At 71.6% G+C, this 19,893-nt stretch carries 16 protein-coding genes and 2 riboswitches; of the genes, 7 read left to right on the top strand and 9 right to left on the bottom strand.

Features of this window, described 5'->3' with window-relative positions:
* Positions 1-57: 57 nt before the first annotated feature.
* From VLK66_RS11465 to VLK66_RS11450, 4 genes are all read right to left on the bottom strand, one after another.
* Positions 58-789, bottom strand: a complete 732-nt coding sequence (locus VLK66_RS11465; protein ID WP_325309551.1) for a hypothetical protein — start codon at positions 787-789, stop codon at positions 58-60.
* An 87-nt stretch (positions 790-876) separates the two neighbouring features.
* Entirely contained in the window at positions 877-2,178 is a 1,302-nt protein-coding gene (locus tag VLK66_RS11460) for a hypothetical protein (RefSeq protein WP_325309550.1), read from the bottom strand.
* The gene (locus VLK66_RS11455) at positions 2,175-4,532 is read right to left on the bottom strand and encodes a glycosyltransferase (RefSeq protein WP_325309549.1); all 2,358 of its coding nucleotides are present in this window, start codon (positions 4,530-4,532) and stop codon (positions 2,175-2,177) included. Before VLK66_RS11455 ends, VLK66_RS11460 begins: the two co-directional genes overlap by 4 nt.
* 11 nt (positions 4,533-4,543) lie before the next feature.
* Positions 4,544-4,618, bottom strand: a riboswitch (cyclic di-GMP riboswitch).
* 347 nt (positions 4,619-4,965) lie between these two features.
* Positions 4,966-6,135: a glycoside hydrolase family 26 protein gene (locus VLK66_RS11450; RefSeq protein ID WP_325309548.1), complete on the bottom strand. Its 1,170-nt coding sequence runs from the start codon at positions 6,133-6,135 to the stop codon at positions 4,966-4,968.
* A 4-nt stretch (positions 6,136-6,139) separates the two neighbouring features.
* Positions 6,140-6,240: riboswitch (cyclic di-GMP riboswitch) on the bottom strand.
* A 464-nt stretch (positions 6,241-6,704) separates the two neighbouring features.
* Between VLK66_RS11450 and VLK66_RS11445 the strand changes: the two genes are divergently transcribed.
* Positions 6,705-8,027: a DUF3131 domain-containing protein gene (locus VLK66_RS11445; RefSeq protein WP_325309547.1), complete on the top strand. Its 1,323-nt coding sequence runs from the start codon at positions 6,705-6,707 to the stop codon at positions 8,025-8,027.
* Positions 8,028-8,376: 349 nt separating this feature from the next.
* Here VLK66_RS11445 and VLK66_RS11440 read toward each other — a convergent pair whose 3' ends face one another.
* Both VLK66_RS11440 and VLK66_RS11435 read right to left on the bottom strand, forming a co-directional pair.
* Positions 8,377-9,747: a sigma-54 dependent transcriptional regulator gene (locus VLK66_RS11440; RefSeq protein ID WP_325309546.1), complete on the bottom strand. Its 1,371-nt coding sequence runs from the start codon at positions 9,745-9,747 to the stop codon at positions 8,377-8,379.
* Complete coding sequence (locus VLK66_RS11435) at positions 9,744-11,435, bottom strand: two-component system sensor histidine kinase NtrB (protein ID WP_325309545.1); 1,692 nt, start codon at positions 11,433-11,435, stop codon at positions 9,744-9,746. Before VLK66_RS11435 ends, VLK66_RS11440 begins: the two co-directional genes overlap by 4 nt.
* A 615-nt stretch (positions 11,436-12,050) precedes the next feature.
* On the opposite strand from VLK66_RS11435, the gene VLK66_RS11430 reads away from it, so the two are divergent.
* Complete coding sequence (locus VLK66_RS11430; RefSeq protein WP_325309544.1) at positions 12,051-12,842, top strand: SDR family oxidoreductase; 792 nt, start codon at positions 12,051-12,053, stop codon at positions 12,840-12,842.
* Positions 12,843-13,182: 340 nt separating this feature from the next.
* Positions 13,183-14,217: a hypothetical protein gene (locus tag VLK66_RS11425; protein ID WP_325309543.1), complete on the top strand. Its 1,035-nt coding sequence runs from the start codon at positions 13,183-13,185 to the stop codon at positions 14,215-14,217.
* Positions 14,218-14,322: 105 nt separating this feature from the next.
* On the opposite strand, the gene VLK66_RS11420 is transcribed toward VLK66_RS11425, so the two are convergent.
* From VLK66_RS11420 to VLK66_RS11410, 3 genes are all read right to left on the bottom strand, one after another.
* A complete protein-coding gene (locus VLK66_RS11420; RefSeq protein ID WP_325309542.1) occupies positions 14,323-14,889 on the bottom strand; it encodes a DinB family protein in 567 nt (188 codons plus the stop codon).
* Positions 14,890-14,976: 87 nt separating this feature from the next.
* Complete coding sequence (locus tag VLK66_RS11415; protein ID WP_325309541.1) at positions 14,977-15,231, bottom strand: hypothetical protein; 255 nt, start codon at positions 15,229-15,231, stop codon at positions 14,977-14,979.
* The gene (locus tag VLK66_RS11410) at positions 15,228-16,403 is read right to left on the bottom strand and encodes a heme o synthase (protein ID WP_325309540.1); all 1,176 of its coding nucleotides are present in this window, start codon (positions 16,401-16,403) and stop codon (positions 15,228-15,230) included. The genes VLK66_RS11415 and VLK66_RS11410 overlap by 4 nt, the downstream gene beginning before the upstream one ends.
* Before the next feature lie 143 nt (positions 16,404-16,546).
* Here VLK66_RS11410 and VLK66_RS11405 point away from each other — a divergent pair, with 143 nt between their 5' ends.
* The 4 genes from VLK66_RS11405 to VLK66_RS11390 all read left to right on the top strand — a co-directional run bounded on the left by VLK66_RS11405 (position 16,547) and on the right by VLK66_RS11390 (position 19,727).
* Complete coding sequence (locus tag VLK66_RS11405) at positions 16,547-17,509, top strand: COX15/CtaA family protein (protein WP_325309539.1); 963 nt, start codon at positions 16,547-16,549, stop codon at positions 17,507-17,509.
* A 252-nt stretch (positions 17,510-17,761) separates the two neighbouring features.
* The gene (locus VLK66_RS11400) at positions 17,762-18,523 is read left to right on the top strand and encodes an SRPBCC family protein (protein ID WP_325309538.1); all 762 of its coding nucleotides are present in this window, start codon (positions 17,762-17,764) and stop codon (positions 18,521-18,523) included.
* A gap of 442 nt (positions 18,524-18,965) precedes the next feature.
* Complete coding sequence (locus VLK66_RS11395; RefSeq protein ID WP_325309537.1) at positions 18,966-19,130, top strand: hypothetical protein; 165 nt, start codon at positions 18,966-18,968, stop codon at positions 19,128-19,130.
* A gap of 288 nt (positions 19,131-19,418) precedes the next feature.
* Positions 19,419-19,727, top strand: a complete 309-nt coding sequence (locus tag VLK66_RS11390) for a hypothetical protein (protein WP_325309536.1) — start codon at positions 19,419-19,421, stop codon at positions 19,725-19,727.
* Positions 19,728-19,893: the final 166 nt, after the last annotated feature.

Genomic DNA, 19,893 nt, shown 5'->3' with positions numbered 1-19,893 from the left:
GCGCCGGAGCATCCGCCCCGGCGCACTTCCGCACTTCCGCACTCCCGCACTTTTCTTCTACATCATCCCCAGGTGGATGCCGTACTTCACGATCCCCACCTTGGCGTACCAGGTGTTGTCGCGGGTGCTGCTGCCGCCGTAGAAGCGGCCGCCGCCGCTGGCGCTCACCGACCAGTTGTGGCCGGAGCTCCACTTCAGCAGCGGGCCCACGGAGATGGCGCTCCCGCCGCCGCTCTCGGTGATCCCCTCGGCCGTGACCTCGGCGCCCAGCCGCAGCTGCCCGGGCGGCATGGGAAGCACGGGGACGGACGCCTGCGCCTGGCTCCACAGGTACTTCGGCTCCACGCTGTACGAGACGATGCCCTGCAGCTCCGGGCCGGGGCCCCAGTAGTTCCCCTGCCCCGACACCACCACGCCGCTCCCGCCGCCGGCGCCCTCCACCACCGCCACGCCCGCGTCGTCGTTGCTCTGGAACGAGTAGCCCACCCGCGCGCCCACCTGCCCCACCGGCATGCGGTACGAGGCGCCGACCGACGGCATCACCGCCCAGGTCTCGCGGTTCCCCGTTCCCACCTCGTATCCCAGGTGGTACGCCTGCAAGCCGACTTCCGGCGCCAGCCCCGCCCCGCCGAAGCGGGCGCTTCCGCCCACCAGCTCGATGTTGGTGTGGTTCCCGTCCAGCGCCGCCGTTCCGTACACCGTCACGTCCTGCGCGGCCAGGGAGCCCGCCGCCAGCGCCGCGCATCCCGCCAGCGCGAAAGCCCGCACGCCCGGTCGATTCATCTTCATCCGCTCATCCTTTTCTGTCGTCCTGCCGAGAAAATTCTCCGGCGGGCAGCCGTCCGCGCCCGCCGGACCGAAACCATCCCTTCGCGCCTACCGCCGCACGGGCGCGGCGGCCGCCGACGCCGGAGCAGCCGCCAGTGCCGCGTACGCGTCCTGGAACGCCGCGGCCGCCTCGGTGCCGGGGAAGCGCACGTCGTTGGAGTACGGCGTCCGCGGGGCGATGACCGCCACCGGCCGCGGCAGCGTGCGCGCCCACGCAGCGATCGCCCGCGCCGTCGCGCGGTCGCCGCCCATCAGCGGGCGCGAGTACGCGGGGACCTTCGCCTGCGCCAGCAGCTCCTGCCCCTCCGCCAGCCACGCCTGCTGCCGCGCGTCGGTGGGGTCCAGCAGGAGCACCACCGACTTCACCTGCCCGGCCTCGATGTAGCCGTTGAACTCGGCCGTATTGGGATAGGGGATCAGCCACACGCCGCGCTCCAGCTGGCGGATGCCGCCGCGCTGGAAGTCGCGGCCGCGTCCCGGCGCCAGCCGCATCCGGTCCTCGAAGGTGGTCGCCTTCGAGATGCTGCGGTGCATCGCCGTCTGCACCCCGTCGGCCTCGAGCATGCGGCGCACGACATTGGTGCGATCGCGCCCCAGGCCGCAGTGCACGTAGTACACGCCGTGGCCGGTGCGCGCGATCTGGCGGATCTGCTCCAGCGCCGCGCGGTTGTCGCTGACCCAGGGGAGCATGGGGGCGTGGATGAACCGCAGCCCCACCCTGCGCGAGGCCTTCTTCTCCGCCTCGATGCTGGCCGGCTCGAAGGGGACCACCGCCGGGTGCTGCAGGGAGATGACGGAAGTCACCCCGTCGCGCTTCAGCTGGCGGAGCGTGGCCTCGTCGGGGTACGCGCCGAAGACGAAGCGCGCGCCCGACGCCGTGGCCAGCGACCCGCCGGGCGAGCCGCCCGCCATGGCCGCCAGCATCCGCCCGGGGTTCATCCACGCGTACAGGCTGAGCAGCGCCGCCAGCGTGCAGACCGCGGGAATGCCGAAGCGCGCGCGGCGGCCGCCGTGCAGCACGCGCCGCAGCAGCCAGAGCGAGAGCGCGGCCGAGCCCGCCACGAAGAGGAGCATCACCGCCTGCATCGCATGGTCCTGCAGCTTCTGAGGGGCACCCACGCGCTGCAGCCCGTCGGTCACCCACCGCGCCGGGCCGATCAGCACCCCGGTGCCGGTGAAGAAGCCGACCATCGCCCACAGGTAGAGGAAGGCTGCCACCAGCGTCCAGCGCTTGCGGTAGAAGGGGCTGCGCTCGCGGTCCACCGTCGCCGGGAGGGCGGGACCGGGCCCAGACCCTGCCCCCGCGCCGTCCATCGCCCAGCGGATGTCGTTGAAGTACACCATGGTCACACCGCCGCGCCCGAGGTTTCCGCACGCGCCGCCAGCCGGTTCCGCGGCACCCTGGCCACGGCCGGCGCCTCCTCCGCCCGCGCCACGCCGATGGCGAAGCTCACCCCCAGCGGCGTTTCCAGCGCGCGGGCGAACACCACCCGCCCCCGGCCGCGGATCTCCGTTCCCGGCACGGTGAACTCGATGGGCGTGCCTGGCGCCAGCGGCGCGCCGGTCACCAGGCGCGCGCCGCCCGCGCTCACCTCCTCCAGCAGCGCCACCTGCTCGCGGCGGCGCTTCTCCCCCGGCCGCCGCGCGGCGATGGTGATGCGCGCGGGGAGGTTCACCGCGCGCCGCCGGTCGCGCCGCGTGTTCAGCACCCAGGCGAACGGCTTCTCCAGCAGCCCCGTGCCCGCGCCCGCGAAGCGGTACAGCGACTGCTCCAGCGGCACCGCGTGCTGCGTGCAGTGCAGCTCGATCTGGTCGCGCACGTTCATCGGCACCTCCTGGAACACCACGCCGATGCGGTTGGTCGGCACCCCGTCCCTCTCCCGCCCCTTCCCCCGCCGCTCCTCCGTCTCGTCGCAGTGGAGCACGCGCGCCTTCACGTTCACCGTCGCGGTCGAAAGCTGCAGCGTGAGGCGCAGCTCCGTCCCCGGCTCCAGCGCCCGCGTGGAGCGGAAGCTCATCCCCGTGGGATTGAGGTCCTGCGCCAGCGCCACGTGCGCCCGCGTCACCCGCCCGCCCTCGCGCACGATGCGGACTCCCACGGGGAAGCGGTCGCGGAAGCGGTGGTCGCCGCGCTGCTGCCGGATGCGGCGGCTCATCCGCACCACCGAGAAGGCGAGCGCGAAGTTGATGGCCGCCCAGAAGCCGTTGGAGAGGAAGGCCAGCGACCCCCATCCGTATCCCGGATAGGCGATCCATCCCAGCCCGCTGGCCAGCGTGGCCCACGCCATGGCCGCCACGGTCGCCGCCATCAGCACCACCTGCGGCATGTAGATGCGGAAGGGAACGTGGCCCGCGCCCTTGGGCGTCACGTTGAACTTCTGCGGCTTGCGGCTGAAGACGGAGAACACCGCGCGGGTGTAGGTCCAGAACTTCACCATGTGGAAGCGCTCGGACACCCAGGTGTTGCTGCGGCCGCGCGCAATGGCCTCGCTGAGCAGGAAGCTGAGCAGGAGGAAGGGGATGAAGCGCGCCAGGAAGGCCGAGTTCATGGCGTTGATGGGGAGCACGCCGGTCAGGAAGAACACGAGCGGCGCCGCGAAGTACACCAGCTTCTGCACTCCCCCCACGTACGCCGTCAGCGACCCCAGGTAGGAGATGCGCTGGTGCAGCGACAGGCCGGGATAGGTCAGCGGGTTGAAGCGCTTCAGCACCTGCATCCCGCCCTGCCCCCAGCGCAGGTGCTGCGTGTGGAAGGCCACGGCCGAGTGCGCGGCCAGGCCGTAGACGAGGCTCTCGCCGTAGAAGGCGCTGTTCCACCCCGCCGCGTGCAGCTTCAGCGAGGTCTCGATGTCCTCGGTGATGGTCTCGGTCGAGAACCCGCCGATGGAGTCCAGCGCCTGGCGCCGGATCACCGCGCTGCACCCGCAGAAGAAGGTGCCGTTGATCGAGTCCTTGCCGGGCTGGATGACGCCGAAGAACAGGCGCTGCTCCTCCCAGATCCGCCGCGACGCCTCGTTCACGTTGTAGGTGAAGGCGTCGGTGTTGTAGAAGTCCTGCGGCGTCTGCACGAACGCCAGCTTCGGGTCCTCGGCGAAGAAGCCCAGGACGCGGTCCAGGATGTGGGGAAGCGGAACGTGGTCCGCGTCCAGCTGCAGGATGTAGTCGCCGGTGGTGTGGGCCAGCGCGTGGTTCAGGTTCCCCGCCTTGGCGTGCTCGTTGGTGGGTCGGCGGAGGTAGCGGATCCCCAGCTCCTGCGCCAGCGCCTTCACCTCGTCGCGCTTCCCGTCGTCCAGGATCCACGTCAGATGGGGATAGCGGATGGCGCGCGCGCCGATCGCCGTCCGCCGGATCACCTCCAGCGGCTCGTCGTAGCAGGTGATGTACACGTCGACGGAAAGCCCCGGCGGCGCGGGAAGCGGCTGCCGGTGCCGGATGCGCCACACCGAGTGCACCATGATGAACCCGGTCACCATCCCCCACGTCTCGGCCAGCGCGAGCGGAATGGAGAACCAGGGCGCGTGCCAGTTCATGGTCCACCCCCAGCGCCAGACGATGTAGTACGTCCAGTACGCCAGCGTGACCACGGCGATGGCGCGGATCAGGCGCTCCTGGCGCGCGGGAAGCTGGGGAACGGCGTTGGCCGGGCGCCGCCGGAGCGGGGGAACGGCCACGGAAACGGGCGGGGCATGCTTCGTCTGCTTCATCAACACTCACCTTCGGCGGCTGGGCTGTCTGCGTGAGACCCCTGGCTCTGCGGCTCCGCCTCGCGGCGGATGTGCTCTTCTCGGGTTCCCGGCTATTCGGCTTCGCGATTGTCCGCGCGGCGCGCCCCTACAGGCGTTTGGCGCTCTGCTACAATGTGATGCAGCAGGAGCGGTCGTCCCTACGGAAGAAGCGTGCCGCCCCGGAAACTCCTGGCGCATGCATAAACGAAGGTGCCGCACGGAGTTCGCTCCGTGCGGCACCGGGTCTTGCCAGCCGCGCCGCCAATTTTCGCGGCCGCGGATTGTCCAGCCCACCATCGACTCACACGGAGGGAACGGGGGGAGCGGAGGAAGAAAGTGCGCGCTTCCCCCTCCGCTTCCTCCGTTCCCTCCGTGTGAATCCTTCTGTTTAGAGCCGGTGGTGGATCGCGGATCAGTTCGAGGCCAGCATCGTCCGGCTGGGGGCGACGGGGACGAAGGCGGTCTGGATGCCGCTGTCCGCCATCGCCGCCTGGAAGGCCTGGAGCGAAGCGGTGGACGACTCCACCCGCCAGTCGGCCTCCTTGTTCGCGTTGAACCAGACGGCGCCGACCACGCGCGGGTTCGCCCGCATCCGGCGGTAGGCGTCGGTGATCCACGCCGCCTTCTGCCCCGCCGAGCCTTCCTGCGTGGCGAACTCGCCGATGATGATGGGCTTCGTCGGGTACCGCGCCGCCAGGTCCGAAAGCATGTGGTCGGCGGCCGTGCCGTCCGTCATGGTGGCGAAGTCCTGCCAGCTGGTGTTCCACACCGCCGGCCCGTTGAAGCCGTGCGCGCCGACGTAGTCGACGTACGCGTCGCCGGGATAGTAGTTGGCGTACCAGTTCCAGCTGCTGGCGCCGGACGCGGTGTGGGTGACGGAGTTGCCCACGTTGGGGTTGAACACCCAGCGCACGTTGTCGGCGCCCTCGCGGCGGAAGATGTCGACCATGTGGCGCCACGCGGCGGCGAACTTCACGGGGGCGTTGGCGTTGCCGCCGTTCAGCACTCCCTGCCAGGCGAAGTCCCAGTTGCCGTTCATCTCCCACCCCGGCTCCAGCAGCACCAGCGAGCCGACCGACTTCACGCCGCGCGCGACGGCGGTGAGGCGGGCGTCGGCCTGGCCGGCGATGATGGCGTCCAGCAGCCCCGTGGCCGGCGCGCCCGTCCACTTCAGGTCGAGCGCGACGTAGTTGGTCGCGCCGGTCGAGGCGGCGGCGCGCAGCACCTGCCCGCACCAGCCGGTGGCGGTGAAGTCGCAGTTCAGCGAGTGGAAGGTCTTCACCAGCGACGGCTGCTTCCCCGTCATCGTGCCGAAGCCGCGGATCGCGGCGGCGATGTTCTGCGGCGTGCTGGCCGCGTCGCCCAGGTACGCGCCCGCGTAGAACGCGCCGCCCGCGGGCGTAGGCGTCGCCGGCGTGGTGGCGGTGTCGGGCGGGGGCGTGGTCTTGGGCGACTTGCGCGCCTCGGGCCCGGTGGGCGAGTTGGCCATGTCGGCGCAGGCGGCCAGCGCGGCGAGGGTGGCGCACGCGAGGAACGCCGGGAGACGGGAGCGGAACTGCCTGGACTGCATGGACTTCAGCACCTTCTTCGGCGGCCCGGCCGGCGTGGCGCGCGTCCGGGGAGTGGACGCCGCGGTAGCCCCGTGGCTTTGCGCCCCCGCCTTTCGGCGGGTTTGCTATTTCGGTGGTGCCCTGCGGCGCGGGGAACGCCGTGGGCGGGAACTTCGCGCGCGAAGCAAGGCAGGTTGCATTCCGATCGGGGCACATCTCCTAAACCAGCTACTGACAACAACTTGGGTGGAGACGGGAATCACCCTGCGGAGGAGATGCCGTGCGTTCTGCCGGAGTATCGTGCAGTCTGCAACCGCGATGAGAACGCATGGGGATCAAGATGGATCTATCTCCTTGATGATCTTCATCTTCCACCCCCACTGCAAATCGCCACGGTCCAGATCGACGGACGTGGCAAGAACCCATCGGTGGATTTTCTGTCCCCTGTTCCCTGTCCGCTGTCCCCGCGGACGCACTGGCCTGACGCTTGCGCTTGCGGTGGCGCCATGCGGCGGCGGCCGTCGCCGGAAGTGCATCCCGACACACGACTTGCGCAGTTCCGAATTCCCATCTACGGGCGCGCTTTTCCATGGACGCAGCGATGATGAACCGCGTCGTCACCTTCTTCACGCTCGGCCTTCTCTCCGCCGGGCCGGCGCTCTGCCAGGATTCGAACGCCGCCGGCAGCGGCGCCCCCGCGCAGCCGCGGCAGCAGACCGCCGCCGCCGCGCCGCAGCGCTCCTCGGGACGCACCGGCGCGCTGAACGACCGCGACGTGTTCATGAACGCGGCGCGCACGGCGTGGACGTACATCGACCGGCAGTACAACCGCGAGACCGGGCTGGTGAACTCGGTCACCGGGTACAAGTACGCCACCGTGTGGGACATCGGCAGCGGGCTGCTGGCGCTGTACAGCGCCAACCAGCTCGGCCTTCTCCCCGACGCCGACTACGACGGGCGGATGCGGCGCGCGCTGCAGACGCTGACCGAGACGGGGCTGTACGACAACGGGGCCTTCAACAAGAACTACCACACCGGCACCGGCCGCGTGGCCGGGCGCAACGGGCAGGAAGAGGAGACGCGCGACGGCTACGGCTGGTCGGCCATCGACCTGGGGCGCCTGCTGATGGCGCTGAAGATCATCGCCGCCAACCAGCCGCAGTACGCCCCGCAGGCGCAGGCCATCGTGCAGCGGCTGGACTTCGCGCGGCTGGTGCGCGGCGGCTACCTGCAGGGCGAGGACCTGGGCCCGCGCAGCCGCCGTCCGCGCACCTACCAGGAGGGTCGCCTCGGCTACGAGCAGTACGCCGCCCTCGGCTACGCCGCCTGGGGCCACGCCGCCGACCGCGCGATGCGGCTCACCACCACGCGCCCCATCACCGTCTTGGGCATCCCGCTGCTGGCCGACACGCGCGGCGGCGACCTGCTGACCAGCGAGCCGTTCGTGATGTACGGGCTGGAGGCGGGGTGGAGCCCGGAGATGCGCGACCTGGCGTGGCGGGTGCTGGCCGCGCAGGAGGCGCGCTACCGGCAGACCGGCGCGGTGACCATCGTAAACGAGGACGCGCTGAACGGCCCGCCGTACTTCCTGTACTACTCCGTGTACGCCGACGGGAAGGAGTTCCCCGTGGCCCCGCCCGAGGGCGCGCCGGCCGGGCCCACGCCGCGCACGGTCAGCACCAAGGGCGCGTACGGCTGGCACGCGCTGCTTCCCAGCGCGTACACCTGGCTGGCGGTGCAGAAGGTGGAGGGCTCGCGCACGGCCAACGGCTGGGGCGCGGGGGTGTTCGAGGACAGCGGCCGCATCTCCGGCAGCGAGAACGTGAACACCGCCGCCGTGATCCTCGAGGCCACCCTCTACACCCGCCGCGGCGGCCGCCCCCTCATCGAGGCCAGCGGCACCACGCCGGCACCGCTGCAGTAGCATCCGCGGGCGGAAGATCGAGGGTTGGCCGGTGTGGACGCAGTTGTGTCTGTTGCAGTTACCTCTCCCAGGCTGTTTTGGGAGAGGTCGAAAAAATGAAGAGCCGAGACGGCAGTTCTGTCTCGACTCTTCATTTTTTCGGGTGAGGGCCCCAGCGGTGCCGGCCCCACGCGCCTACACGCTGTGTTCGCGGATCATCGTGCAACCCGGCAGCGCACGTGCGACCTCGCCGATAGATCCTTCGGCCTGCAACCACTCTTGCGAAGGCAACGACGGTGTGGCCGGCCTCAGGATGACGTCTCTCTGTGCGTTTGTGAAGCAGCGTCGGCCGCGGCCGATGCGACTCCCATCACCCCGCCGCGCCCTCCATCCCGTAGCGGAGGAGCTTGCGGTACAGCGTCGAGGGGTCGATGCCCAGCACCTCGGCGGCGCGGGTCTTGTTGCCGCTCTCGCTCTGCAGCACCCAGTGGATGTAGGCGCGCTCGATGATCTCGAGCGTGGGGTTGGGCGGCAGGCTGGCCTGCACCAGCGGCTGCGGCGCGCGCTCGGTGATCCGCGCGGGGAGCGCCCCGGGAACGATCTCCTCGCCCGGCGTCATCACCGCCGCGCGCTCCAGCGCGTTCTCCAGCTCGCGCACGTTTCCCGGCCAGTCGTAGCTCTGCAGCACGTCCAGCGTGTCGCTGGCGAAGCGCAGCTCGCGCCCGCGGGTGGCGCAGAAGCGCTTCAGGAAGTGCTCGGCCAGCAGCGGCACGTCGTCGCTGCGCTCGCGCAGCGGCGGCAGGTGCAGGGTGATGACGTTCAGGCGGTAGAACAGGTCGCTGCGGAAGCCGCCGCGCCGGATCTCGTCGTCCAGGTCGCGGTTGGTGGCGGCGACGATGCGCACGTCCACGGGGATCGGCTCGGTGGCGCCCACGGGAATCACCTCGCGCTCCTGCAGCACGCGCAGGAGCTTCACCTGCGTGGCGGGCGACATCTCCCCCACCTCGTCCAGGAAGAACGTGCCCCCCTTGGCGGCCACGAACAGCCCCTGCTTGTCGCGCACCGCGCCGGTGAACGAGCCGCGCACGTGGCCGAAGAGCTCGCTCTCCAGCAGGTTCTCGGGCAGCGCGCCGCAGTTGATGGAGACGAACGGACCGTCGGCGCGCCCCGACAGCTCGTGGATGTAGCGCGCCAGCACCTCCTTCCCCGTTCCCGACTCGCCGGAGATGAGCACGGTGGAGTCGGTGGGCCCCACCGTCTCGGCCAGCTTCAGCACGTCGGTGAACTTCCGCGCGCGGCCGATGGGCCGGCTCAGGTCGCCGCGGTCGCGCCGGCGGATCTCGGTCTTCAGCGCCTGGTTCTCGCGCTTCAGCTGGCGGCTCTCGCTGGCGCGGCGCACGATGGCCAGCAGCTCGTCGTTGGCGAACGGCTTCTGGATGTAGTAGTACGCGCCCTCGTTCACCGCGCGGATGGCCGTCTGCAGGCTGGCCTGCGCGGTCATCAGGATCACGGGAATCGACGCGTCCATCTCGCGGGCGGCCAGCAGCACCTCCAGCCCGCCCACGTTGGGCATGCGCACGTCGCTCAGCACCACGTCGGGGCGGACGTCGTGCATGCGGTCGATCCCCGCCTGCCCGCCCACGGCGGTTTCCACCGCGAACCCCTCGCGCTTCAGCAGAATGCGCAGGGTATCGAGGATCGCGGTCTCGTCGTCCACGATCAGGACCTTGGGCTCGCTCACGTGCGGCTTTCCTCGGGGTGGGTTCCGATCATTTCCTCGTCGTCGCCGGCCGGCGCCTCGCCCTCGCCCGCCTCGGGAAGGCAGAGGGTGAAGGTGGTGCGCCATCCGGCCCCGGGCTCGTCCACGAACACCGCGCCGCCGTGCGCCTCGGCCGCGCGCTGCACCAGCGCCAGCCCCAGCCCGGTGCCGCCGGGGCGCAGGGTGAAGAAGGGGTCGAACACGTGCTCGGCGTCTTCCTCGGGCACGCCCGGCCCCGTGTCGGAAACGCGGATGCGCACGGCGCGCGTGTACTCCAGCGCGGTGGATAGAATGTCGCTCTCCACCACGTCCAGCGCCACCTCCGCGCGGCCGCCCGGCCCCGCCCACTGCACCGCGTTCAGCGCCAGGTTCAGCACCGCGCGGTGCAGCAGGTCCTCGTCGCCGTTCACCAGCGCCGCGGCGGCGGAAGCGTCGACCTCCAGCGCCAGCTCGCGCCCGTCGGCGTGCGGGTGGGCGCGGACAAGGTCGAGCGCGCGGGAGACGATGGCGCCCACGTGCAGCGACTCGGAGGTGCGCACCTTCACCCGCGCGAAGTCCAGGAACTCGGTCAGCAGCCGCGACAGGCGGTCGCTCTCGCGCACCACCAGGTCGCGCAGCACGGTGCGGTCGTCGGCGTCGATCCCGTCGCCCGCCAGCTGCTCGGTGGCGCTGCGGATGGAGGCCAGCGGGTTGCGGATCTCGTGCGCCAGGCTGGCGGAAAGGTCGGCCACCGCCTCCAGGCGCTCGGCGCGGCGGCGCAGCGACTCCATCCGCTTGCGCTCGGTGATGTCCTGGAAGATGGCCGTCACCGAGGGCGGGTCGCTGCGCTCCAGCAGCGTGGTGGATACGCCCAGCACGCGCCCGTCCTCCTGCTCGTCGGTCTCGTAGCGGCGCACCGGCTCGCGCCGCTCCAGCGTCTCGGCGATCACGCGCCCCAGCCCCGGCGCCAGCCGGTCCAGCTGGGCGATCACCGAGCGCCCGATCCAGGGCGCCAGCTCGGCGTCCAGCAATTCCTCGGCGGCGGGGTTGGCGTAGGCCAGGCGGCCGCTTCCGTCCACCGTCAGGATCCCCGTGGCGATCCCCGCCAGCACGTCGTCGGTGTCCAGCCGCAGCTGGTGCAGCTCCGTCTCCACCTGCCCCAGCGCGGTTCCCGTCTGCCGCAGCCGGTCGCCCAGGTAGCCGGTGACCAGGGCCACGGTGGTGAACAGGCCGCACTGCAGGAACACGGCGGCGTCCACCGAGTGCGCGCTCCACGCCACGTCGGCGAAGTACAGGATGCTGGCCAGGATGCCGATCAGCAGCCCGCCCAGGATGGGAAGGGTGACGGCGGCCTCGACGATGACCAGGATGTAGATGGGCGCGAAGCTGCTCTGCCGCCCGCCGGTGAGGTGCACGGCGGCGGTCACCAGCAGGGCGTCGAACAGCACCTGCACGTACAGCAGGCTGCGCCCCAGCGTGCGCCCCTGCAGGTGCGTCCACCACGCCGATGCGCCGGTGAAGGCGGCGGTGCCCACCAGCATGAGGGTGGCGGCCAGCGTGGTCTGCGGGGCCACGTCGCGCCAGGTCCACGCGGCGGCCACGAAGATCCCCGCCGCCAGCGCCAGCCGCCCCAGGTACAGCCACGACAGGATGCGCCGCGGCTCCGGCAGCGTGTTGATGCGCGCCCTCAACGGTTCATCGCCGGCACGGGTGGAGACGGAGGGATCGTTCGGGGACGTCGTAAATGGTTGCGGTGAAACGTAAGTGTGGGAGTGCGAAAGTGCGAGAGTGCGAAAGTGCGGGGATGAAGTGCGGAAGTGCGTGAGTGCGTGCGGGATGAAGTACGAGAGTACGAAAGTACGGCTCCGTCACGCTGAACCCGCGGCGCGCTCCGGACGCCTCGCGCCCTCCCCCCGCGCCGGAGGGCGCGACCCCCTCCCGTTCCGGGAGGAGGTGGCTTTCCAGCATCCGCGCGCCTCCGAAACTCCATCTCGACCGAGCTTCCCTGGTGCTCCGGTGCTGTCCCCCGCGCTGAGTTCTCCCCTTCCCCGCGGAGCGTGCGGAGGGGACCAGCCAGGCGGGCAAGATGCAGCCGAGGCGCACCGATGCAGCCCAGCTACCTCTCCCGGTACGGGAGAGGTGGACGGCCTGAGCCGGCCGGAGAGGGCGCGAGGCGGAGGACGCCCATCCAAGCCAGGTCCGCTCCCTGTTCCCTGTCCCCTTGTCCCCTGCTTTCCCCCCGGCCCGCGGCAGCCTACCTTCCCCGCGAGCAAACCGGCGCACACACCTGACGGACGAATCGGGCAATGGATCTGGGGATCAGGGACCGCGTCGCCATCGTCACGGGCGGCAGCATGGGGCTGGGGAAGGCGGTCGCGCGCGAGCTGGCGCGCGAGAAGGCGCGCGTCGTCATCTCCGCGCGCAACGAGCCGCGCCTGCGCGCCGCCGCCGAGGAGATCCGCCGCGAAACCGGCACCCAGGTGCTCGCCATCCCCGCCGACATGACGCGCCCGGACGAGATCCGCGCGCTCGTAGACCAGACGGTGGACCGCTGGGGCACCGTAGAGATCGCCGTGGCCAACGCGGGCGGGCCGCCGGGCACCCGCTTCGAGACCACCGCGGCCGAGGACTTCGAGCGCGCCATCGATCTCAACCTCATGAGCACCATCCGCTTCGCGCAGGAGGTGGCGCCGCACATGAAGGCCCGCCGCTGGGGCCGCTTCATCGCCATCACCTCCGTCTCGGCCAAGCAGCCGCTCCCCGGGCTCATCCTTTCCAACACCGCGCGTGCCGGGGTGGGGGGGTTCGTGAAGACGATGGCAACGGAGATGGCGCCCTTCGGCGTGCTCTGCAACGTGGTCGCGCCCGGCTACACCCGCACCGGCCGCGTCGAAGACCTGGCCGAGGAGCGCGCCCGCAACGAGGAGCGCCCCATGGACGAGATCCTGGCCGAGATGGGCAGCCGCATCCCCCTGGGCCGCATGGGCGAGCCCGAGGAGTTCGCCGCCGCGGTCGCGTTCCTGGCGTCCGCCCGCGCCAGCTACATCACCGGCACCACGCTGCAGGTGGACGGCGGGTTCGTGCAGGGACTGTTCTAGAAGTGCGTGAGTGCGGAAGTGCGTGAGTGCGTTGGTTTCACTGCGATCCCACGCACTTCCAAACTCCCGCACTTCCGCACTTCGGTTCCTTGGGCGTGTTTGGCGCCGAGGCGCCAAACCGGGCTGCGCGCGCGGTAGGCAACGATACGACTGTTGCCAACCGCGCCGGGCCACCGCCGCGCCCAATCTCGATACGTCTCCTCGCCATCGCTGCGCGCGGCGGCGTCCCGGCCCTTCGGGCGCGCATCCCTCACGCGGGGGCTCGCCCGGGCGAACCTTCTTCCATCGATCCGAGTACCATCCCCGTTCCCCTGCACCGCCGCCTGACCCGACGTTCGCAGTGACGCCCGTTTTTCGAGCCGCGCTCCTCCCGCTCCTCTGCGCCGCCCCGCTCGCCGCGCAGACGGCCGCCGCGCCCCCGAACGGCTCCGGCCCGCCGGACACCTCGCGCGCCGCCGTCCGTCCCGCCGCGCCGGCGCCGAACGGATGCACCATCCCCGACATCACGAAGCTGCGGCGCAATCCCACGCCCTCGGAGCTGCGGTGCCGGTACCGGGCGCGCGGGCCGGGGCGGTTCGGGCTGCTGTCGTACCTCGACGTCCCCGTCTACCAGCCCAGGACGCCGCAGCCGGGCACGCACATCGTGGGCGTGCCGGGGATGCCGCATCCGCTTCCCGGCGAGAGCTACGAGCAGTGGGAGTGGCGGGTGCTGCGCAGCACCTTCGGCCCCGGCGTGCGCGGCGTGCACCGCGAGATGCAGCTGCTCGACCCCGTCTTCGCCTCGCGGCTCGTGCAGTTCGAGCGCGAGCTGCGCGCCCGCGGCGTCCGCGCGGTGCGCCGCGAGACGTGGCGCTCGCCGGAGCGGCAGGCGTACTTCTTCCAGCAGGGGCGGTCGCGCCCGGGACCGATCTCGACGACGACGCTCACCTCGTGGCACAACCGCGTGGACCGCATGGGCCGCCCCGCCGCGCGCGCCGCCGATTACGAGGTCGCCCCGCGCGACCTCCCGCTCTTCCACCAGATCGCCGCGCAGGTGGGGATCGAGGGGTACGGCGCCGACAGCAACGACCCCGGCCACGTCTACCTCCCCGACACCGACGCCGCCGCGGGGATGGAGATCGCCGTGCTGCGCCTCCTCCCGCGCGTCCCCCACGTCACGCTGGAGACCGGGCGCCCATCCGACGAGACGCCGATCCCCGGGATGCCGAACTACTGGCGCGAGCTGACCTCGCTCTTCCTCTCCCGCTGGGTCGCCTTCCCCGCCGTCGAAGTGCGCCCCGTGCCCACGCCTCGGCTCACCGCCCTCCGCGCGCCGAAGCTCCCTCCCCCGCCGCCTCCGCCCGCCCCCCGCGGCCGCCGCGGACGCAGGCACTGAAAACGGCAGGTCGCACGCGGGGAGAAAGAGAGAAGCAGAGGAGCGGAGGACCCGGTGCGGTTCCTCTGCTCCCCTGCTTCTCCGCGTGAAACCTGCTTTCGAATTCTACTCGCCCTTCGCGATCTGCCGCGTGTGGTGCTCGATGTGGACGGCCACGAAGCGCATCCCCTTCACCGGCCCCACCCGCCCGAAGTACGGGTGCGAGATCCCGCCCCCGCCACCCCGGCGCGCCACGTCCAGCTCCACCTCGAAGCGCTCGCCCAGCTCGCGCAGCCGCCGCAGCTGCTCGCGCCGCGGGCGCGTGGCCTCCGGCGGCCGGATCTCGCGCGGAGAGACGGCGCGGAGCGGGAAGGTGCGGTGGAAGAGGATGTGGGGAAGGAGCACCCAGCGCAGCAGCTTCTGCCGCCAGGGGGGAAGCCGCGGGCGCATCGCCTCGCCGGTCCGGATCTCGTGCAGCGCCGCCTCGTACGCCAGCGCCAGGTGCTCGGCGATCTGCGCGCGCGTCCACTTCCCCGGCGCCCACGGCGCGCTCCACGCCTCGTCGGTCGCCGCCTCGGCGGCGTTCAGGAACGCGGCCAGCGCGGCGCGGTGCTCGTCCACCGCCTCGTCCCAGCGGGGGTCGTCGCGCTCGGCGGGAACGGCGGGCTGCTTGGAGACCGTGGCAACGGCCATGGCGGGCACTCCGGGGGAAAGGTGCCGGCGCGGAAGGCCGGCGGGGGAACGGTGCTGCGGGTTGATCGGCGTCCGTGCCGCGCGGGATCAGGGGGCGCGGAGCCAGCTCAGGACCAGGTGGACCGACTCGCTCAGCTTCCAGCCGCCGCGCGCCCACTCCTGCAGCCGCTGCTCGATCTCGTCCACGGTCCACGAGCCCTCGCGCGGCGGTCCCACGTAGTCGTCCGACGACCACTCGCGCCAGCTCACGCGCCCCTGCGCGTCCGGCCGGCGCAGGAGCAGCACGTAGCCCTCGTGGCCGTCGGGGTGCGAGGCGTGGACCGTCACCGTGTCCTGCATCATGGCGCGTCCTTGGCCGCCACCACATCGGGGTGCCGCAGGATCACCGGCTGGGCGCCGGCGCGGCCCAGCGGCACCACGCCATCCACCGCCATCGCCGCGAAGAGCAGCGCCAGGTACAGCAGCGAGCTGCGGTACAGCGCCCACGCCGGCTGCGTGAAGTTCTTCGCCCGCGCCACCTTCACCACCCCCCACATGAACCACCCGCCCAGCAGCGCCGCCGCCAGTCCGTACACCGGCCCCAGCCCGCCGTACGTCACGGGCGCCAGGGTGATGGGGATGAGCAGCGCGGTGTAGATCAGCATCTGCCGCATGGTCTCGCGCTCGCCCCACACGTTGGGCGCCATGGGAACGCCCACGCGGCCGTAGTCCTTCTGCTTCACCAGCGCCAGCGCCCAGAAGTGCGGCGGCGTCCAGAAGAAGACGATGAGGAAGAGGTAGACCGCGGTGAGCGACACGTGCCCCGTGGCCGCCGCCCACCCCACCAGCGGCGGAAACGCGCCCGCCGCCCCGCCGATCACGATGTTCTGCGGCGAGGTGCGCTTCAGCCAGCGGGTGTAGATGAACACGTAGTAGAGGAGCCCCGTGAGCGCCAGCACGGCGCTCAGCGGGTTTACCAGCACCCAGAAGAGCGCGAACGCCGCCGCACCCAGGGTCACGCCGAAGCCCAGCACGTGCGCCGGCGACATCCGCCCGCTGGGGATGGGGCGCAGCGCCGTGCGCGGCATCCGCGCGTCGATGTCGCGGTCCATGTACATGTTGATGGCGTTCGCGCCGCCCGCCATCAGGTATCCGCCCAGCATGGTCCACAGGAAGGTGGACAGCGGGGGAAGGCCGCGCAGCGCGATGACCATCGGCGCCCAGGTGGTCACCAGCAGCAGGGAGATGATCCGCGGCTTGGTGAGCGTCACGTAGTCGCGCGCGCGCTGCCGCGCGCCCGCCCGGCCGCCGCGCGCGGCGATGCCGGCGCGGTGCGTGGCGGTGGTCAGGGGCGTCTCGAGCGCCTCGCGGACGGCCAGGGGGTCGGCCGCGTAGCGCGCCATGGCATCGGGCATCGGGTCCACCAACGGGTTCCGGCGGGCGCGCGGGGTGCGGTCCGCCTGAAAGGAGGCAAATATAACCCCCGCCACCGCCTTCGCCACCCCGCGGCGGCGCGCGTCCGTAGCCTTCCCCACGCGCCGTCGGGCATCTCCCCACGACGGAGGGATGGGAGGCGAAGGCCTTCGCGCCCAAGCACTTGCGTGCCGCGGGCGCGGAGGTTTATCGTCCCCGCTCGCCGGCCGTGCACTCCGACCACGCAACGCGCGTTCCGCATCCCGTGCAGCAATCCCAGCCTCTCCGCCGCTTTGCCCGCTACGCGTGGGGCGTTCTCGCCTGGAACGTGGGCGTGGTCGTCTGGGGCGCGTTCGTGCGCGCCTCGGGCTCGGGCGCGGGGTGCGGCAACCACTGGCCGGCGTGCAACGGGCAGGTCATCCCCCAGTCGCCCTCCGTCCACACCCTCATCGAGCTCACGCACCGGCTGATGACGGGGGTCGACACGCCGCTGGTCGTCGCCCTGGCGTGGCTCGCGTGGAAGCTGTACGCGAAGGCGAGCCCGGTGCGCCGCGCGGCCGCCGTCTCCCTCTTCTTCCTGGTGACGGAGGCGCTGGTGGGCGCGGCGCTGGTGAAGCTGGACCTGGTGGCGGACAACCGCTCCACCGCGCGCATCTGGATGATGGCGCTGCACCTGGTGAACACCTTCCTCCTCCTGGGCTCGCTGACGCTGACCGCGTGGCTGGCGTCGGGCCGCGCGGCGCCGCGTCTGCGCGGGCAGGGTGCGCTCGCCTGGGTGATGCTGGGCGCCGTCGCCGCCACGATCGCCGTGGGCACCACCGGCGCCATCACCGCGCTGGGCGACACGCTGTATCCCAAGGCGCACGTGGGGATCGATCTTCCCGCCGCGGCCACCTTCCTGGAGCGGCTGCGCATCGTCCACCCCATCGTTGCCATCGCCACCGCGCTGTACGTGATGCTGGCCGGCGTCCTGGCGCGGCGGATGCGCCCCGGCGCGGAGACGGCGGCGCTGTCGCGGCGCCTGGTCGCGCTCTTCGCCGCGCAGATCATGGCCGGCGTGTTCAACGTGGCCATGCTGGCGCCGGTGTGGATGCAGCTCGTCCACCTCCTCCTGGCCGACGCCGTATGGATCGTGCTGGTGTGCACCGCCGCCTCCGCGCTCGCCCCCGCAGAATCCCTCGTCCCCGCCGCGGCCGGGCGCCCGGAATTCGCGCCGTCCGCCGGTTGATCCCGCTCGTGCGGTTTCCGCGAATCGGTGGATCACACGGAGGGAACGGAGGGAAAGCGGAACCGCACCGCCGTTCCTCCGCTCCCTCCGTTCTCTCCGTGTGAGACCTTCTTTTCGATCCCCATCCAATCCGTTCGCCGATCTCCGCCGCGCTTGCGTTCCGGGCGCGCGCCGCTGATCGTGACGCCTGACGGGGCGCGGAGATTGCACACCGGACGGAGCGAAAAGGGCCTCTTACGGAGGGAGACGAACGTGGCGGAAATCGCGGAACGGCTGCGGCTGGGCCGGCGGGTGAACGTGGGCAGGAACGAGCGCCTGGTCTCGCTGGCGGGCGGCGCGGGGCTGGCGCTGCTCGGCGCGCGGCAGAGAGGCGTGGGCGGCGCGCTGATGGGGCTGGCGGGCGCGTGGCTGGTGGCGCGCGGCGCCTCTGGCCACTGCTTCGTCTACGACGCGGCCGGCGTCGATACGGCGGACGCGGCGCCGTCTCGCGGGCGGCTGGCGGCGGAGGAGGAGCCGGGGGTGAGCGTGAACGCCTCGATCACCGTGAACCGCGCGGCGGACGAGGCCTACGCGGCGTGGCGCGACTTCGCGCAGGCGCCGCGCTACATGGACCGCATCTCGCGCGTGGACGTGCTCGATCCGGTTCGCTCGCGCTGGACCGCCACGGGGCCGATGGGGCGCTCGTGGACGTGGGAGAGCGAGGTGGTGGAGGACCGCCCGGGCGAGCTGATCGCGTGGGAGTCGCTCCCCGGCTCGGAGCTGCCGAACCGCGGCTGGGTGCAGTTCCTCCCCGCGGGAAGCGACGGCCGGCAGACGGAGGTGCGCTACTTCGTGGAGTTCGACCCGCCCGGCGGCGTGATCGGCGACGCCATCGCCAGCGTGTTCCACGACGCGCCGAAGGAGATGGTGCGCGGCGACCTGCGCCGCTTCCGGCAGATGCTGGAGACCGGCGAGACGGCCGCCGCCACCGCGCCCCTCGCCGGCGGCGGGGAATCCGCGGACGATGCCGGGTGACCGCCCGCCCCCGCTGCTGCGCCGCCGCCGAGTGGCCGTCTGCAGGCGCTGAATGGAAAGTTCCGGGCGCAGCCGGTCACCGGCGACTGATGAAGTCGCAGCAACAACTACGGGAAGCCTCGCAAACTGCGCGAGGCTGATCCGCTCATTCCGTGGCATCGGCGCTCACGACCGATCGCCTTTCATCCTCCGTGGTCACGCGCATCGCGGTGTTCGACTCAGGATGACGTCGGACAGGTGCAGTGCGGATATGGAAGCAATCTCCCGGATCAGGTATCACACCTGACGGGAGCTTCGAGCGGCTCGTCCTCCATCTCCCTCCGCTCGTCCCACGCCGGCTCCGGATGGGGGCGATCCGTCGCACCTTCCGCATGTGGCGCCGCGCGGGAGCCTCACCCTCCCCGCCTCCGGGCGCCACCCCCCCCCACCGCCGGAGGACACCATGCAGAAGCTGTCGCTGAAGCTGGACCAGCTGAAGGTCGATTCCTTCGAGGCGAGCGCCGAGGCCATGGCGCTGGGGTTCGGATCGAGCGGATGGAGTTGCGACTCGATCTGCCCCAGCGTGTCGGACCCGGAGCGCTGCTGCACCAAGCCGCGGCCGTACTGATCCCCAACTTCTCGTCCGCGCCCTGCGGGGCGCTTCGCCGGCCGTCCCGCGATCCCGTCGCGAGGGCGGCCGGTCTCTTCATCCCCCTTCCCTGCCCCGCCCGCGCCGCGGCGCCGCATGCACCGTCAACCCACACATCGTCTCATCCTGCGGCCCCGGCGGTTCGTCACAATCTGGTCGCGCACCTGCTCCGGCGGGGTGATCGTTCACGTCAGCGGCACCGGTACCGGTCCGTCGCCGCTCGCCGCAGACGGCGTGAAGCCCACTCTACCCCCGAGGAGCGAGACCATGAACAAGATGAAGCTCAGCATCGAAGACCTGGCCGTGGAAAGCTTCCGCACCGCCAGCGACGCGCCCGGGCAGCGCGGCACCGTGCGCGGGTTCATCACCCGGTTCAACACCTGTCCGGACACCTGCCGCAACACCTGCGACACCTGCGTGGCGTCGTGCCTGGGCACGTGCGACGCGAGCTGCAACGGCACGTGCAACACCTGCGGAACCAATACCTGCGCGGCCAGCTGCGACTCGTGCGTCAACACCTGCTTTGACACGTGCGGAATCAGCTGCAACGACACCTGCCCGCCCTGCCCCATGTGATTTCCCTGCGGGGCCGCGGCACGGCGCCGCGGCCCTTCTACGCTCCGTCCGCTCCCCCCGAGCGGGCGGAGCGATTCACGTCCAGAAATCCCCGGCGGGCGCTGGAGATGGAGATGCGGCGACGCCCCCGCGCGGCATGCGCGGGGGCGTCGCCGCACCCGGTTCG

Origin of the sequence: Longimicrobium sp. (genome assembly GCF_035474595.1) — a bacterium.
GTDB lineage: Bacteria > Gemmatimonadota > Gemmatimonadetes > Longimicrobiales > Longimicrobiaceae > Longimicrobium.
Note: the sequence above shows the minus strand (reverse complement) of the source record. Positions and strands in the feature narration are given on the sequence as shown.